13 protein-coding genes are annotated in these 16215 nt (G+C 33.2%); 8 read left to right on the top strand and 5 right to left on the bottom strand.

From position 1 onward, the window contains the following. Positions 1-402: 402 nt before the first annotated feature. On the top strand, positions 403-2349 hold the full coding sequence (locus AC1RRN_RS14510) for a metallophosphoesterase (protein ID WP_492967982.1): 1947 nt from the start codon (positions 403-405) through the stop codon (positions 2347-2349). Positions 2350-2517: 168 nt separating this feature from the next. Here AC1RRN_RS14510 and AC1RRN_RS14505 read toward each other — a convergent pair whose 3' ends face one another. After that, positions 2518-3579 (bottom strand): phosphatidylinositol-specific phospholipase C1-like protein, encoded by a 1062-nt coding sequence (locus AC1RRN_RS14505; RefSeq protein WP_492967981.1) that lies wholly within the window; start codon positions 3577-3579, stop codon positions 2518-2520. A gap of 266 nt (positions 3580-3845) precedes the next feature. Between AC1RRN_RS14505 and AC1RRN_RS14500 the strand changes: the two genes are divergently transcribed. The 4 genes from AC1RRN_RS14500 to AC1RRN_RS14485 all read left to right on the top strand — a co-directional run bounded on the left by AC1RRN_RS14500 (position 3846) and on the right by AC1RRN_RS14485 (position 10717). Then, positions 3846-4370, top strand: a complete 525-nt coding sequence (locus AC1RRN_RS14500; RefSeq protein ID WP_492967980.1) for an RNA polymerase sigma-70 factor — start codon at positions 3846-3848, stop codon at positions 4368-4370. A 290-nt stretch (positions 4371-4660) separates the two neighbouring features. After that, positions 4661-5584, top strand: coding sequence for a FecR family protein (locus AC1RRN_RS14495; RefSeq protein ID WP_492967979.1), 924 nt, complete (start codon positions 4661-4663; stop codon positions 5582-5584). 73 nt (positions 5585-5657) lie between these two features. After that, positions 5658-8942, top strand: a complete 3285-nt coding sequence (locus AC1RRN_RS14490) for a SusC/RagA family TonB-linked outer membrane protein (RefSeq protein ID WP_492967978.1) — start codon at positions 5658-5660, stop codon at positions 8940-8942. A gap of 5 nt (positions 8943-8947) precedes the next feature. Next, positions 8948-10717: a RagB/SusD family nutrient uptake outer membrane protein gene (locus AC1RRN_RS14485; protein WP_492967977.1), complete on the top strand. Its 1770-nt coding sequence runs from the start codon at positions 8948-8950 to the stop codon at positions 10715-10717. Between the two features lie 89 nt (positions 10718-10806). Here the strand turns inward: AC1RRN_RS14485 and AC1RRN_RS14480 are convergent, their stop codons facing one another. Further along, positions 10807-12126 carry a hypothetical protein gene (locus tag AC1RRN_RS14480; RefSeq protein ID WP_492967976.1) on the bottom strand — a complete coding sequence of 440 codons (1320 nt, stop codon included), beginning with the start codon at positions 12124-12126 and terminating at the stop codon, positions 10807-10809. A gap of 624 nt (positions 12127-12750) precedes the next feature. On the opposite strand from AC1RRN_RS14480, the gene AC1RRN_RS14475 reads away from it, so the two are divergent. From AC1RRN_RS14475 to AC1RRN_RS14465, 3 genes are all read left to right on the top strand, one after another. Next, positions 12751-13407: an outer membrane beta-barrel protein gene (locus AC1RRN_RS14475; RefSeq protein ID WP_492967975.1), complete on the top strand. Its 657-nt coding sequence runs from the start codon at positions 12751-12753 to the stop codon at positions 13405-13407. A gap of 41 nt (positions 13408-13448) precedes the next feature. After that, on the top strand, positions 13449-13940 hold the full coding sequence (locus AC1RRN_RS14470) for a hypothetical protein (RefSeq protein ID WP_492967974.1): 492 nt from the start codon (positions 13449-13451) through the stop codon (positions 13938-13940). Positions 13941-14295: 355 nt separating this feature from the next. Continuing rightward, positions 14296-14670, top strand: coding sequence for a SpoIIAA family protein (locus tag AC1RRN_RS14465; protein WP_492967973.1), 375 nt, complete (start codon positions 14296-14298; stop codon positions 14668-14670). A 308-nt stretch (positions 14671-14978) separates the two neighbouring features. Here AC1RRN_RS14465 and AC1RRN_RS14460 read toward each other — a convergent pair whose 3' ends face one another. Genes AC1RRN_RS14460 through AC1RRN_RS14450 form a run of 3 tightly spaced genes read right to left on the bottom strand, consistent with a single transcriptional unit; the run spans position 14979 to position 16070 of the window. Beyond that, a complete protein-coding gene (locus AC1RRN_RS14460; RefSeq protein WP_492967972.1) occupies positions 14979-15248 on the bottom strand; it encodes a PrgI family protein in 270 nt (89 codons plus the stop codon). 37 nt (positions 15249-15285) lie between these two features. Beyond that, complete coding sequence (locus tag AC1RRN_RS14455; protein ID WP_492967971.1) at positions 15286-15684, bottom strand: hypothetical protein; 399 nt, start codon at positions 15682-15684, stop codon at positions 15286-15288. Between the two features lie 14 nt (positions 15685-15698). Then, positions 15699-16070: a hypothetical protein gene (locus AC1RRN_RS14450; RefSeq protein ID WP_492967970.1), complete on the bottom strand. Its 372-nt coding sequence runs from the start codon at positions 16068-16070 to the stop codon at positions 15699-15701. Between the last annotated feature and the right edge of the window lie 145 nt (positions 16071-16215).

Below are 16215 nucleotides of genomic sequence, written 5' to 3'. Positions count from 1 at the left end.
GTTCACAAAGCTTTCTCAATAAAATTAACCGCAAAGTTTTTTACCACAGAGTGCACAAAGATTTATAGTAAAGATTTTATAAAAACACAAAGTTCACAAAGCTTTGTCAATAAAATTAACCGCAAAGTTTTTTTACTACAGAGTGCACTAAGATTTATAGTAAAGATTTTATAAAAAACATAAAGTTCACAAAGCTTTGTAAATTCCAGCTTTGTGAACTTTGTGTTTTCTAACCATAAACTAAGGTAAAAAATCTTGGTGTACTCTGTGGTTAAATAAGTTCTGCATTAAAAATTATCATTCGGTAACAATACGTTAAACGCATTTAAGATTTTTAGACATAAAATTGCACGTTCTTTTTATGATTGCGCCATTTCATAAATCTTTTTAAAATTTAACCTAATGAATTTAAAAATTACATTCGCTCATAAAGCTTATTTTATATTTCTATTCTATATTTTTTTCAATTCTACTATTTCAGCCCAAAATCCAAAGAATCTTAACGGCACTCAAATTGCTTTTTTGTCTGATGTGCATTTGCAGGATTTATTCGGAACCTTTTCAGACAACGATTATAAAGGTATTCTGAATCCGAAAACCGGACAATATACATTAATTCGAACGATGGCTTCGCAATTGCATTCGACTAGAATCTTCAATGAAAATTACTTTGCTTTTATCGCTGCTTTGGAGGATATCACAAAGCGAAAAATAAAATACGTCGCACTTCCCGGAGATTATACTGATGATGGTCAGCCTATTCACGTTCGTGGTCTAGAAAAGATCTTAGAACAATACAGCAAAAAATACAATATTGAATTTTTTATCACAACAGGAAATCATGATCCTGTTGGACCTTTTGCACAAGATTCCGGTAAAGAAGATTTTTTAGGAAAAGACGGAAAAACCCAGCCCATTTATAGCAAAGACGGCCTTTATAAGCCCAATTTAAGTACCGAACAGCCTGTAGTTGTAACAGCCGATATTGCCAAAATGGGTTATTTAGGAATCACAGACGGATTAAAAGATTTTGGTTTTTATCCGAATAAAAAATACAAATTCTGGGCAACTCCGTTTTCGACGTATAACAGCCAGAATTATAGTTTTGAAAAAGCGTCTCAAGCCGCTTTATTGTCAAATCGGGTTTACAATGTGTTACCGGGTTACGAAGTTCCGGATGTAAGTTATGTCGTTGAACCAATTGACGGACTTTGGTTAATGGCGATTGATGGAAACGTTTATATTCCGAAGAAAAATGATGGCGACCCGAAAGACCCTAAAAATTATTCGGAGGCAAGTACAGGTTATAATAATGTGCTTTCAAATAAAAAGCATCTTATAAAATGGGTGGAAGAAATTTCGGCGGAAGCCAAAAAACAAGGCAAAACTTTAATAGCTTTCAGTCATTTTCCGATGATTGATTTTAATGATGACGCTTCCGCAGAAATAAAAGAACTGCTCGGGCCAAATAAATGGCAATTGAACAGAGTTCCGGTCGAAGAAGTGGCGCAAACTTTTGCCGATGCGGGATTAAAAATCCATTTTGGCGGGCATATGCATATTAATGATACCGGAATTCGCACGACGGAAAAAGGAAATACTTTGGTGAATATTCAAACGCCGTCTTTGGCCGCTTATATTCCGGCCTATAAATTATTGACTATTAAAAAAGATAATGTAGTTGATATTCAAACGATTACCATTAATGAGGTTTCGAGATATGATGAACTTTTTGATTTGTACAAAATGGAGTATCAGTTTTTGCAAAGTCAGCAAACAAAAGATATTTGGAATATTGATATTCTGAAAACCAAAAATTATCATGATTTTACCGATTTTCATTTGAAAGAATTGGTTCGCTTGCGTTTTTTATCAGATGATTGGCCTTCTAGTTTTAAAGATTTTTTCCTGAAACTTTCTGCCCAGGATTTATTGGTTTTAGCGAGCGTTCAATCGGATAGTGATTTTGATGAAGTTTTGAAAAATAAGGAAAGATTTCAAAAAGAATGGAGCGATGCACAACTTAAATCGGCTCAATATTTAAAAGAAAATAAACTCAAAAAAGAAGATTTTAATTGGACCGGTTACGATTTATTAGTTGATTTTTATCGTTTTAGAAGTGCCGATGAATTGGCTTTAGCCGATGTTGGAACTGCAAGAGCGAAACAATATAAAGTTTTGTCTCAGCTGTTTTTTGAAAATCATAAAGAACAAACTTCAAAAGAAAAACCGTTGCAAAATCAAATGCGATTGTTTTTAATCATCTTCAATAAATTCATGCACGAAGTTCCTGCAGATCATTTTACAGTTGATTTGAAGACTGGGGAAATTAACCACAGAGAGCACTAAGATTACACAAAGTACACAAAGATTTTTTAAAAGGAGATTTTATAAGAATACAAAGTTCGCAAAGCTATTAATTGATATAGCTTTGTGAACTTTGTGTTTACTGAACACAAACTGAGATAAAAATCTTAGCGTTCTCTGTGGTTAAATTTTATTCATTCCAACCAGAAACTATTTTTCTCCATTAATCGGATCAACTCTCACGTAAGTTCCGTCATCATATTTTATTTGATAAGGAGAATTAAAGAAAGTACTTGGTAAATAGTAATCTGTTGAAATGATTTGTGCTCCAGATTTTTTCGCTGCTTCGAAGTGCGAATAATCATTTTTGCGGGCTTCTTTGGTATCAGAATCAGCTCTGGTTCTGATGATGTAACCTTTTTTAACTAAATCTGCAATTTGCGGATCTTCAGCATTATTTTTAAATAACCAGGCGGCTTCCGGTTTTCCAGGTTCAGCATTGATAAAAACGGCACGTCCTTTTAATGAAGGATGATTCAAAGCATACAAATCTCTTTTGGCTCCATTATTATCCAAAATAAACAAGAATTTACCTTTTGCTTTTTTCAGTGTTGGCCAATTGTTGTTCAAAACAGCTTCTTCTAACGTTTTGTATTTTCCACGTACCATATCTGGCGTGATAAGTTTATTTCCTAAGCCTTTTCTAAGTTCTTTGTCTAAAGCATCAAATAATTCAGATGTAAATTTTTCTGCTTTTGTACCTAAGTGGCTGTCGTCATCTTTTGGTTCCAAAGTAATAAAAACCGGAACGTGATCCGGATTTGCATCAGACCATTTTTTAAGTTCTGCAAGGCAATTTTGAAGCGTGTAGCATGATGTTCTAAAATCGATATCGATCATATGAAAAACTTTAAAACCCGGTTTTTTCATTTCGCCATTCGGATCATAAGCTTCTTCAGATTTTACAAGATCTAAACCTTTTGGGTGTGCAAATTTCCCACCTTTAGGATCCGCCTGAACATCAATTTCAAGATTTCTTAAACCTTTGTTCAATTGTTCTGTAAGTGGAATATGCGTGTATTGTAAACCTTTTAAAGAACGGCTTGTATCTTTAGCCTGAATAAAATTGTACAAATCAGTTTCAATCGCATGACGGTAACTGTTATGAGATCCGATAACCTGAATTTGATTGATTTTTAAATTGTCATTTTGTGCCTGAACGCTGCTAGATACAGCGCCGGCAAGAAATAAGGCGAACAGAATTTGTTTCATGATGTAAGGGTGTAAAAAGTGTTATTAGATTTTTGGGGACGCATCAAAAGAAAACACTTTTTAGAGAGCACTAAATTAAAATCAGTATTTGAATTTCATGTTAGATTAAGAAAAAGAAATCGCAAACCGATTGTCATTTTTACCTTAAAATAGTAGTATTTATACAGCAAAAGAATTCATTATTTAATTTAAAGTTAACCTTCAGACAAAAAACTTTGGTATAACATTTTATTATTTTACATCACCAAATGCTACCAAAATTGACTATGAAGAATCCTGAAATTTTTGAACAAACGTATACCGAATACTGGAAAAAGCTTAACGCGTTTTCGTATACGATGACTCAGGATAAAGACTTGGCGCAGAACATCGTTCAGGATGTTTTTATTGATTTATGGGAACGAAAGGACGATTTGAATATTAATGCGATCGAACCTTATTTATTTCGTGCCGTAAAAAATCAGGTTTTCAAACATTATCAAAATAACCGTTTTGACAAGACCATTCTGGAAGATAAATTCGAAGACTACATTATTGATAACTTTTCGTCAATCGATCCTGAATTAATGGATTTACTTTATGCTGCATTAGATAAACTTCCGGAGAAACGAAAAGAGGTTTTATTGATGTATAAATTTCAGGATATGTCAATCGATCAGATTGCTGATGAACTTGGAATTTCGAAACAAACGGTTAAAAATCAAATTTCTTCTGCCTTAAAACAACTTCGTGAAGGCTTAAAAGATCTGGCCTGGCTGGCTCCATACATTATTTTGCATCAAAAGTTTTAAGATAACTTTCAGTTGATGTTTTCATAATATTTCCCGATAGTACGATTTCGTGATTCGGGTACTTATAGGTAACAATAACCTTTAAGAAATTAATGGTTTTCTGTTTAAACACATAGAAACATAGGTTTTTCTTTTGAAAAAAGAGAATTTTTTAAAAAAAACTAGTTTTTCACACATAGCAAGATGTATGCACTATGATTGTTAATGCAAGTGAAACGACTTTAATAAGTAAACAAAGACTATGTCTCTATGTGTTTAAAAATTATGCCAAATAGGAACCAATAAGTAATATGATAAAAAGAATCAAACATAGTTTAGAACATTTAATTAATAAGAGTTCACGAAATAAAACTTCAATCGCAGAAGAAAATCTGTTAAACGATTTTGCTTTTGACCAATATCAAAATTCAAAATGGAATGAAACTACAATGGGAAATCCAGATGAAGTTTCGCAACATATATATGAAGGAATTCAACTTCGAATAGGAAAGAAGAGCAACTTCAATCCTTGTTTAAAATACATGGCCGCTGCCAGTATTCTTTTTCTTGTTGGTTTGGGGTTCTTCTTCAAACCAGGTTTTTCAATCGAAAAGCAGCTAACATTTAAAACGGTAGATACCCCCAAATTTATCCAGTTAAATGATGGCTCGAAAATTTATCTGGCAGCAAATTCTATATTTCAATATCCTGAAAAATTTGAAGGACAAGAGAGAAAGGTTTCGCTATTAAAAGGAAATGCATTTTTTGAAGTGGCCAAAGACAAAAAACATCCTTTTATCATTACTTCCGGCGAAATTAAAACGAGAGTGGTTGGAACTTCATTTCACATTCAGTTATCAAAATCAAAATGCGAAGTGATTGTTGTTACGGGAAAAGTAAATGTCACTTCAAAAGGACAAAGCGTTGATTTGGTTCCGAATGAAGAAGCCTTGTTTGAATCTCAAAAACTAAGCAAACAACTGGCAGACAAATCGTTTTTGGTTAATTGGTATAATACCGATGTCACACTAAATCAAACTACTCTTAAACATGTTATCACGATTTTACAATATAAATACGGAGTTTCATTTCAATATGATAATGAAAAAGTATTAGCAATGCCGTTAACGGTATTCATTAAGAAGGACGCATCATTAGAGAATGTTTTAGAACAAATAAATTATATCACAAACCTAAAATTCAAAGTTTATGGCGAAATAGTAAAAGTGGATTAAAAACAAAAAAGCAGTTGCTGAGAACAACTGCGATTAATAATTAAGTATCGATAAAAAACCAATAACTTAAATCATGTATTTTAAACTTTCCTATTTAAATCTAAAGAGAATTGTCTTTTTAGTAATGGCGTTACTGGCCATTCAAAATGGTTACAGTACAACTAATTCCCTAAAAAAATCAAATGTAAAAAATAAAATAGAAAAAGCTACGCTAGTTTCTATTTTTTCAAAATTAAGTCAACAAACGGATTATAAATTTAGTTACGGACAAGCTATTATTGCTGATAATACGGTTTATACGGTAAATTATACCAACGAATCTGTTTCGTTAATTTTGAACGACCTTTCTAAAAAAGCTAATTTCAATTATAATATTAATGGAAAATTAGTTTTAATTCAGAAAACAGAAGCTCCAAAAACGACAACACATAAAGCGGTTGACAGAATTAAAGTAAAAGGAAAAATTGTTGATGAAAACAAAGTGCCGATTCCAGGTGCCACTATCATGGAAACGAGTTCATCAAATTCAACAGTTTCAAACTTTGATGGAGAATTTGAAATTACTGTTGGAGAAGGAAAAACAATCGAAATCTCGTATTTAGGTTATAAAACGAAAACAGTAGCTGCTCAAAATGGTTTTATGACCATTCAGTTGGAACCAAATGCTGCCGAATTGAGTGAGGTTTTAGTTGTAGGTTACGGTAAACAATCTAAAAAAGATGTTACAGGAGCTGTTACACAATTGGAAGCTGCTAACTTTAAACAAGGTATTTCTATTTCTCCTGATCAATTATTACAAGGAAAAGTAGCTGGTGTTCGTGTGGTAAGTACAAGCGGTGAGCCGGGAGCGGGAGTAAATGTTACGATTCGTGGAGTTGGTTCTATCAGAAGCGGAAGTACGCCTTTGTTCGTAGTTGATGGTATTCCGTTGTCAAATGATGATGTGAGCCCTGGTGCAAGCAATGTTGGTTTTGGAAGCTCGCAAGCTAAAAATCCTTTAAACTTTTTGAACAATAGTGATATCGAATCGATTACAGTTTTGAAAGATGCTTCGGCTTCAGCAATTTATGGAGCGAGAGGATCGAATGGAGTTGTTTTGGTTACGACTAAAAAAGGATCTAAAGGTGAAGGAACTTTAACTTTTGATACGTATACCGGAATAGCGAATGTTGCCAATAAATTAGATGTTTTAAGTGCTGATCAATACAGAAAAGCGATTAAAGATCCTGCATTTGATCACGGAGGAAACACAGACTGGCAAGATGTAATTTACAGAACGGCTATTACGACAAACAACTCATTGGCTTTTTCAAAACAAACAGAAACAGGTAATTATTATGCTTCTGCTGCGCAAATGAATCAGGAAGGTGTAATCAGAACGAGTGGTTTTAAACGTATGTCAGGTAGAATTAATGCAGCTGAATCATTTTTGGACAACAAACGTTTAAAAGTAAAAATGAATCTTACGGCGAGTGAAACCAAAGACGACGGAGTTCCGACAAGTGATGATGGAGGTTCAAACGGACAATTGATCGTTCATACTTTAATGGCGAATCCAACAAGATCTGTTTTTGATGCTAACGGAAAGTATACTAACTTCAATATGAACGCGCATTATAATCCGGCTTATTTGCTAAGTATTTATGATGACCAAACACGTACATTAAGAGTTTTGGCCAACTTCGAAGCTTCATTGCGAATTGTAAATGGATTAGAATATAAAGTAAATATTGGTTTTGACCGTTCTGCAGCGGAAAGAAACACTACAATTTTTCCAAACTTAACGGATTTGAACCCTAAAGGAAAATATGTTCAGAACAATTTAGATTCAAAAAACTCTTTGATCGAGCATTATTTGACATACAATTTATTGTCAGACAAACATAAATTAGAAGCCTTAGGCGGATTTTCTTATCAAAAGTTTGAAAGATCAGGAACAAGTTTCAGTATAGACGGAATTACAAATCAGGGAGTTGGTGTACCTCCAGCCATTAATCCTGGTTTTGCAGGAACACAATCCGGAGTTTCAGGTTATGCACAGGAAAATGAATTACAGTCTTATTTTGGAAGGGTGAATTATACTTTCAATGAAAAATATCTTTTAACAGCTTCGATGAGAGCAGATGGTTCAACTCGTTTTGGAGATAATAACAAATACGGTTACTTTCCTTCAGCTGCTTTGGGTTGGAATATCTCTAAAGAAAAATTCTTAGAAAATGCTACAGCTGTCAGCAACTTAAAATTAAGATTAAGCTGGGGACAAACCGGAAATCAGGAAGTAGAGAATAAAATTACACAGGCAAGTTATTCATTGGCAGGTGCTGACGGATATTATTTGTATAACGATTTGAATTTGGTAAACGGAGTTTCTGTAAACAGAACACCAAATCCAGATTTAAAATGGGAAGTTGTTACGCAATATAATGCTGGTTTAGATTTTAGTTTTTGGAATGATAAATTCTACGGAACTTTAGATTATTTCAACAAAACGACAACTGATGCTATTTTGAATATTCCTTCTCAGGCATTGAGTCCAACAACTACAATTTGGACTAATATCGATGGAAAAATTATCAATAAAGGTTTTGAGTTTATGTTAGGATCAAAAATTATTGATAAAAAAGATTTCTCTTGGAATATCGATATGAACGGAGCGACTTTAAATAATAAAATTGAAGATTTACCAGTTTCAGAAATTTATTCAGGAACCATTTCAGGACCAGGACAATCTGGAGTAAATGCTAATATTTACAAAAGTGGTTACGCTGCAGGATCTTTCTATCTATTACAACATACTGGTTTTGATGCAAACGGAGCAAATGTCTTTAAAGATCAAAACGGAGACGGTAAAATTGATAACAGCGACAGGGTAATTATTGAAGGTGCATTACCAACTTTTTACTACGGATTTAATAGTGATATGAGATACAAAAACTTTACATTCTCTTTCTCTATCATTGGGCAAACAGGAGGGTATTTGTTGAATAACACAGGATTAAACGCTTTGAACATAAATAACTTAGCTTCTGACAGAAACGTTGCTACAGGTTATTATGAGTCGGGTGCAAATGCTACAAACTCACCAATTTTATCTACACTTTTCTTAGAAAAATCAGATTTTATTCGATTGAACACGGCTCGTGTAGGATACAATTTCGATTTAAAAGGAATGAACTGGATCAACGGATTGACACTTTATGTTACAGGACAAAACTTAATTACAATTACGAACTATACTGGTTATGATCCTTTAATCAACAGTCCAAAATCAAACGGAGGAAATCAATCTCTGGGTATTGATTATGCTAGTTATCCAACTTCCAGAACGTTCAGTTTTGGTGCAACTTTAAAATTATAATTATTATGAAGACAAATAAAATTTTTAATATAAAATTAATCACATTGTTCTCTTTCATCTGGTTGTTTGCCAGCTGTACAGATCTTAACGAAGTTGTTTTGGATGAGGTTTTAGGAAATAATGCTTCTAACCCTGCCGGTGCGCTTGCTGCAGCTTATGACCGATTAGGAGACGGAACTTTTACAGATCACGGTTGTGTTTTTTCTTTACAGGAATATAGTACAGATGAGGCTATCTTGCCAACACGTGGAAGTGACTGGGGAGATGGTGGAAAATGGAGAGACATGCATGAATTTACATGGAAATCTGATAATGCTGTTGTAGGTGATACCTGGAATAAGCTGACTAACGGAATTACACGTTCTTTAACTGCAATTCAGTCAATTGAAGAAAGTTCTATTCCGGAGAAAAAATTGTTTTTGGCGGAAGCGAAAGCACTTTTAGCTTATTATTTGTACAACACTTTGGATATGTACGGACAAGTGCCATACAGAGATCCAATGAATCCGAATGCGCCTTTGCAAATTTTAAAAGCTGATACTCAAATCGATAAATTAATCACGGATGTTGAAGCCCTGATTCCGGATTTGGCTTCTATGGGAGAACAACAAACACACCACGGACGTTTTACAAAAGAAGCAGCTTATGGTCTTTTAGGTACAATGTATTTGAACCGTGCTGTTTTTAAAGATCGTTTTAATGCAAACTCAACTTTCAATTTTAGCGAGCCTGCAGTAAGTGGAGGAGGAACTGATATGGATCGTGTAATTTACTACACTTCATTATTAATCAATTCCGGGAAATACAGTTTAGAAAGTGATTATTTCAAAAACTTTGCAAGAGACAATGAAAATGGTAAAGAACTTATTTTTGCTATTTCTCAAAAGATAGATTATATCCGTAACGGTTCTAACAGTTTCGCTTATATGTCTATGGAACGTAATCAGAGAACTTCTGCAGCGAATAGAGGAACAAATGCATCTTGTATTACCCCTGAATTTTATGCAACCTGGGATGGAAATCATGATGACCCAAGATTCCAACAACATTATCGTTACTCAGATGGTACATGGTTTATGAATGATGGTACTGATGTAAGTGTTCCTGCAACAGATATCGTTCCTAAAAGTGCTAATTTACCTTGGTTCCATTTTAACAGAGGAATTCAGGCCGGACTTCAATATGGTCCTATATTATTGCCTTCCGGATCTTTAGAAATGGTAGGTAACCGTATTAAAGTTTCTCCATTATACATGGAAAAAAGTACTACTACAAGAATGGATTTCACGCCATCATTAACATTTAAAAATCCTGCTCAGGCTGTTTTTGCCCAAAATGAAATCAATCAGGGAGCACGTGTTTTTAAATATGAATTTGATCCTGAAGGAGGAAATGGTAATAGTAATGTTGATATTCCGTTGTTTCGTTTAGGTGGAATTTATACCATGAGAGCTGAGGCTTATTTCAGAAAAGGAAGCACAGGATTAGCAATGGATGATTTGAATAAATTGCGTACAAGCAGAAAAAGAGAATCTTTATATGCAAGTGCTCCTGGAAAAGCTTTAACATCATTAGATGCAACACAATTGTATAATGAAATAGGTTTCGAATTGTACTGGGAATTGTACAGAAGACCACAAATGATCCGTTTTGGAAAGTTTGATTTACCGGGAACTGCAAAAGCAGCTTCACAGCCATTTAGAAGAGTATTCCCAATTCCGCAATCAACAATTGATGTGACTAAGGAATTCAAACAAAATCAAGGATACAATTAGTTTTGTGTTAGTTTATTTTTATTTATTTTTTTACAAAAAGCCTGTTTCGGAAGAGACAGGCTTTTGTTTTTTTTGGTAAATCAGAAGTATTAAATCGATGGATTAAAATGAATTTCTTCATATAAATCCCAGACGCTTCCGCCACTTACCGCTTCTTTCATTTGGGCCATGATAATATTTTCTCCGTCGCACCTTAAATTAATCATTCCGTATTTAACTCTGTTGGTACTGTCGATAGAACGTGCCAGTTCAGTCGAAAAAACCAAAGGCCTTTTTGATTTGGTATATTTTCCGGCACAGCCAATAGCATCAGCTCTCGGATGCGAATAGGTTTCATTATCTCCTGAAGAAATTACAGTTGCATAAGGATTTACCTGATTCATAAACTCGGTTGTAAACTCTGATGCACCATGATGACACGATTTGGCAACATCAACTTCAAACGGATTTGCATTTTGATAATGCTCCATCAAATGCTCTTCGGCCGGAATATTCAAATCTCCTCCGTATAAAAAAGAACGGTTTCCGTAGGTAATTTTTAGTACAATACTATGTCCGTTTATGGTATGCGCTTCATCATCAAAATATTTATAGGCCAATTTACTATTGATTTGTGAAGTGACCGGCCCTAAAACTTCGATCTTAAAGTTTTTATTATTGATTAATTTCTGCGGAATCACGCTCGTATGATCCAGACGCTGAAAATTAGTTAATCTTCCCTGAGAAGTAGCATTGTTGACTGCTGCCAGAAACTTTTCCTGCAAATCAAGCATTCCGCCTTTTAGTTTTAAAGCATTGAATTCGGCTAATGTATCAAAGTGAGTTTCGAGATAATATTCATTTCCTTGTTTGGATTTTTTGCCTAATTCAGTATTGTATTCCAGTTTCGGAAAATTGATTTTTGCATTATTGAATTTCGCAATTCCGTTATGGTAAATTGTTCCGATAGTATAATGATCATCATTAATAATATCAATTAAACCCTGATAATGATCTTTATCAAAATGACTGATAAAAATGTAATCCAGATGAACTTTCTTGTTTTTATCAAAGTAATACTTGTATTGCCATTTGCTTAAATAGTGACTTAAGTTATCATTCGGTCCTCCATCAATAATGATTTTGAGTCCGTTTTCATCATTTCCTACTTCAATCAAAGCGCCATCACCCTGACCAACATCCACATAAAAACATTTTAGCGACGGAGACAAACCAATACAGGTTTTATCAATCCAGCCTTCTTTGCTAAAAGCATAAACTTTTTGCCAATTGCCATTTTCTTCAGCTAAAACTTTGACAAATGAACCCATCAAAATGGTATTATTCTTTGATTTTGGTTTTCCGTCTATTGCTATAGCTTTATAGACGTTCGCGTAAAGCGTGGTAACTACTTTGTAAACTTCTGCCATGTGATTTATGATTTAAAGTTAATAAGAGGATACTTTTCTGTTTATCGATAATTTAAGAATTTGATTACAAATATATGTAAATCAAAGATATAGAGACGTTTTGTTAGTGTTATTGTTTAGCACCCAATTTGCTTTTTTTTGATGTTTTAAGAATAATTCAGCATTTTTTAAGGCAGTAAAAGCAATATAATTTATAAGAATTATTGGTTGCAAATTATAATTTGAAACCAATAAGGAGCTATACTTTAAATATTTATTTTTTAATTCTATTTAGTTTTGATGTGATTTTAAAACTGTTGAAATTATTTTGACATTCTTAGAATTATGCTTCGACTTTATAAACTGACTGATCATCAGAATTAGAAAGAAGAGTAACAGTATAATATTTGCAATTCAGACAAATTGAAAATCCCCATTCTACAAGATTTAATTTGCAAAACAAAAGAGAAGTATGAAAATAAAATTACTTTCAGGTTTGGGAACCGTACTGGGAACCCATGTTTTTTCAAGAGTATTTTTCGTCAAAATTAGAGCAGCACTCTATTCGTGGTAGTCGTTGGGAATTTTTATGCCTGAAAATTTTAAAGCAAATACAAATTATAAATCAAATTAAAATTAGAAATCATGAAAAAGTATCATTTATTATTCGTTGTTTTTTTCTTTTCGCTGGCAATGTCGGCACAAAGTTCAGGGGCATTTTTACTTAATGTGTATGGAGGTTATACCTTTTCAGACAAAGTAGAATTTGATAATTCTTACGCTCGTGTGGAAGATGGTTTTGAGTGGGGTGCAGGATTGGAATATTTCTTTATCGACAACCAATCAATTGAATTAAAATATAACAGGCTTGATACAAAAATGCCTTTATACACAAATGTTACATTAATTAATGGTCCTAATACTATTCCTGCTGGAACTCAACTTAACGCCGGAGATGATAAAGGTGCTATTAATTATATATTGGCAGATTACACGTATTATTTTGGATCAAGTGCTTCGAAAGCGATACCATTTTTAGGAGCCGGTGCAGGGATTTCGATTCTTGAAACACCTCAAAGTGGCAACGGAACTTATTTTGCATGGGAAATTAAAGCTGGTGTAAAAGTAAAAACCAATTCACCATTATCAATCAATCTGCATGCTTATTTACAATCTATGTCGGCAGCTGTTGGATATGATTACTATTGGGACTACTATTGGGGACCTATCGCAGTTAATGATTATGCATCAACATTTCAATTCGGACTTGGAGCTTCTCTAAGTTATGACTTCAGTAAATAAAAATTGACCTTAAATCAAATTTCAATCTTATAAATAAAATCATGAAAAAAATATTTTTATTACTTGTCTTAACTTTAGGTCTGAGCGGATACGCACAAACTGATTCCAATCTTGCTGATGACGTTGCTGTAATTCAGACTATTTATGGTAAATCTAAAGCAGATTTAGTCAAACAATATATGAACCTGTCAGAACCACAGGCATCAGCGTTTCAAAAAATTTATGATGAATATGAAACACAACGTAAAGCATTAGGGCAAAAGAAAATGCAATTAATAAAAGATTACGCTGATAGTTACGAGAATCTTGATGATGTCAAAGCAGCAGAATTAACTGAAACTAATTTGAAAAATACGGCAGATTCAGACAAACTGCTATCTAAAACGTTTAGTAAAATGAAAAAAGCAGTTGGCGGACGTAACGCTGCCAAGTTTGTTCAGTTAGAGCAATATCTTCAAGTAACCATAAGAGGTGAAATTCAGGACTCAATTCCTTTTATTGATGAAATTGATAAATCAAAAATTTCTAAGTAGAAAAAAGAAAAAATGCAACTCTTGAGAGTTGCATTTTCTTTTTTTAGGTTCAGAGGGGCAAAGGTTCAAAGGTTCAGAGTTTCAGAGGGACAAAGGTGCAAAGGTTGAATTAGAATCTTTTGACATATAATTTACAATTCATATTTCAAACTCATAACTACCAAACCTTTGGGCCTCTGAGCCTTTGTATCTTTGAGCCTAAAAAAAAAAGTAGTTATTTTATAAAATACGATTGCAATGATATAATATTTTAATAGTGTACTATCGGTATTTTTGATAGAATTTCACATTAACTGTGATAAAAAAATCAATAGATAAAACATGCAATTAAATAACAATTCAAAATAAGAATATCATGATACATCAAATTGACACAACTGATAATATAGTGGCTTTTAGAGCATTAGCAGAAGTAACAAAAGAAGATTTTTTAAGTGTGGTTGTTCCGGCAGTTGAACATCTGGTTAAGCAGATTAATGAAATTAATTTTTTATTAGTTTTAGATACGGATCTTGAAAATTTTACGGCCGGTGCCTGGCTTGAAGATGCATTACTTGGATTAAAGCATCTTGGAAAATGGAATAGAGCTGCTATAATTACAGATTCAGAAGATATTATTTCTTTTACGAACGGATTTAGTTATGTAGTTCCGGGAGAATTCCACGGATTTAAAAAAATAGATTTCAATAAAGCTTTAAATTGGGTAGAAGGAAATATTAATATAGCTTAAAAGACTTGTTTCAGGTTTTATTTTGTTTCAGGTTTTAAGTTCATTTCGAACGTTAAAAAAAGTCAATCATGAATTCATGACTGACTTTTTTAGTTATATATATCGCTCCAATAACTTGAAACTTGAAACGTGAAACCTGAAACAAAAAAAATAGCCACGCCTTCATAAATTTTCTACATAACTGTAGCTATTGATGAATTTTCGTGGCTAATTTTTTGTTTATTTTTTTAAGCCCAGTTTCAATCTGAAGACTAAAACAAGAAAAAACTGAAACTAAATCTTAGTGATTGTATTCTATACCACTAATCTTAGTGATTGTATTCTATACCACTGCTTTCCGTTTCTGCTTTTTTCTCTTTAGATATTTTTGATAATTTTTTATAGCATGCTGAGGCTAACAATGGTAATGCAAGACCTCCAATTACAGCTGCAGTTTTATTGTGTCCCGTTTTTTTTAATACAGCACTAACAATAAGTGTACTTACACCGGCGCAAACCAAATTCTTAACAGAAAGTTTTGATGCTGGATTTGGAGTAATTCCGTGCAATAGTGGGTCTATAAAATTTAAATTTTCCATGATTATACTAATTTATTTGTTTGAACATATTTGTATTTTATGTCGAGAATTTTTCATTTTCTGTTTCATTCTCGATTTTTTCAATTTCTACTTTTTCTTTTTTGATGGCTTGTCTTAATAAGGCCAAAAGACTCATATAGACATTTGCAACAAAAACCAGCGAGAATCCTGCCAAAATGTAGCCGCGCCAGTCATTTAACAAAAGTTTATAGTCTGTAAAGAATAAACAGGCAATTGTGACATAGTGACTAAAACAATATTCGCAGGTAAAAAGATAAAACGCTTTTCGTGACAGTAATGTCCGGTCATTTTTAGAATGTTTGACACACCATTCCCTGGGTTCCCGAAATATTTCTTCATGCGTTACTGTCCAACTGATACACGCAATTGGAACTGCTAAAACAAAAAGCCAAATAATTTGGGTGGAAAGATCCATAAATAGATGTTTTTTTATTCTCTCGGATGAGTTTCAGGAAAATGTTCTGCTTCGAAATCGTCCATTTTATCAGTGTCGTCCTCTATATGCTCTTCCTCATCTTTGGGCTGACTGTGATCATCGACATCATCCGGAACGTACTCGTTATCCTTTTCTTTGTCGTTAGTAATTAAACCATCTTCATTGATAATTCTCTCTTCATTGGGAATGTTTTCATTTCGGTTGAAATCATTTGTTTCATGATTAACATCTCCTATAAATTCTCCATTATATTGTTGTTCATAAGGATCTTCTTCTTTTTTATAATTATCATTATCAATAAGGGTTTCCTGATCTATAAAATCCGGGTCAGTCTGACCATAATTTTCGTTGTTATACTTTTCCATGATATTTATTTTTTAATTGTTTTTTTCTTGAAAGAGGTCTTCCAATTTTATTTTAAAGGCTTGTATTTTACAAAATTACCTTTTCAATTGTTTGAATTTGTTACAGAAAATTCGATTCTCGTTCTATAATTATCAGTTTCATATA

Source organism: Flavobacterium sp. GW821-FHT11G01, from assembly GCF_058808175.1.
This window is presented reverse-complemented; position numbering and strand designations above follow the sequence as displayed.

Excerpts from the sequence above, each read along its gene's own strand:
- AC1RRN_RS14510 (WP_492967982.1), top strand. The coding sequence starts at position 403 with ATGAATTTAAAAATTACATTCGCTCATAAAGCTTATTTTATATTTCTA.
- AC1RRN_RS14505 (WP_492967981.1), bottom strand. The coding sequence starts at position 3,579 with ATGAAACAAATTCTGTTCGCCTTATTTCTTGCCGGCGCTGTATCTAGC.
- AC1RRN_RS14500 (WP_492967980.1), top strand. The coding sequence starts at position 3,846 with ATGAAGAATCCTGAAATTTTTGAACAAACGTATACCGAATACTGGAAA.
- AC1RRN_RS14495 (WP_492967979.1), top strand. The coding sequence starts at position 4,661 with ATGATAAAAAGAATCAAACATAGTTTAGAACATTTAATTAATAAGAGT.
- AC1RRN_RS14490 (WP_492967978.1), top strand. The coding sequence starts at position 5,658 with ATGTATTTTAAACTTTCCTATTTAAATCTAAAGAGAATTGTCTTTTTA.
- AC1RRN_RS14485 (WP_492967977.1), top strand. The coding sequence starts at position 8,948 with ATGAAGACAAATAAAATTTTTAATATAAAATTAATCACATTGTTCTCT.
- AC1RRN_RS14480 (WP_492967976.1), bottom strand. The coding sequence starts at position 12,126 with ATGGCAGAAGTTTACAAAGTAGTTACCACGCTTTACGCGAACGTCTAT.
- AC1RRN_RS14475 (WP_492967975.1), top strand. The coding sequence starts at position 12,751 with ATGAAAAAGTATCATTTATTATTCGTTGTTTTTTTCTTTTCGCTGGCA.
- AC1RRN_RS14470 (WP_492967974.1), top strand. The coding sequence starts at position 13,449 with ATGAAAAAAATATTTTTATTACTTGTCTTAACTTTAGGTCTGAGCGGA.
- AC1RRN_RS14465 (WP_492967973.1), top strand. The coding sequence starts at position 14,296 with ATGATACATCAAATTGACACAACTGATAATATAGTGGCTTTTAGAGCA.
- AC1RRN_RS14460 (WP_492967972.1), bottom strand. The coding sequence starts at position 15,248 with ATGGAAAATTTAAATTTTATAGACCCACTATTGCACGGAATTACTCCA.
- AC1RRN_RS14455 (WP_492967971.1), bottom strand. The coding sequence starts at position 15,684 with ATGGATCTTTCCACCCAAATTATTTGGCTTTTTGTTTTAGCAGTTCCA.
- AC1RRN_RS14450 (WP_492967970.1), bottom strand. The coding sequence starts at position 16,070 with ATGGAAAAGTATAACAACGAAAATTATGGTCAGACTGACCCGGATTTT.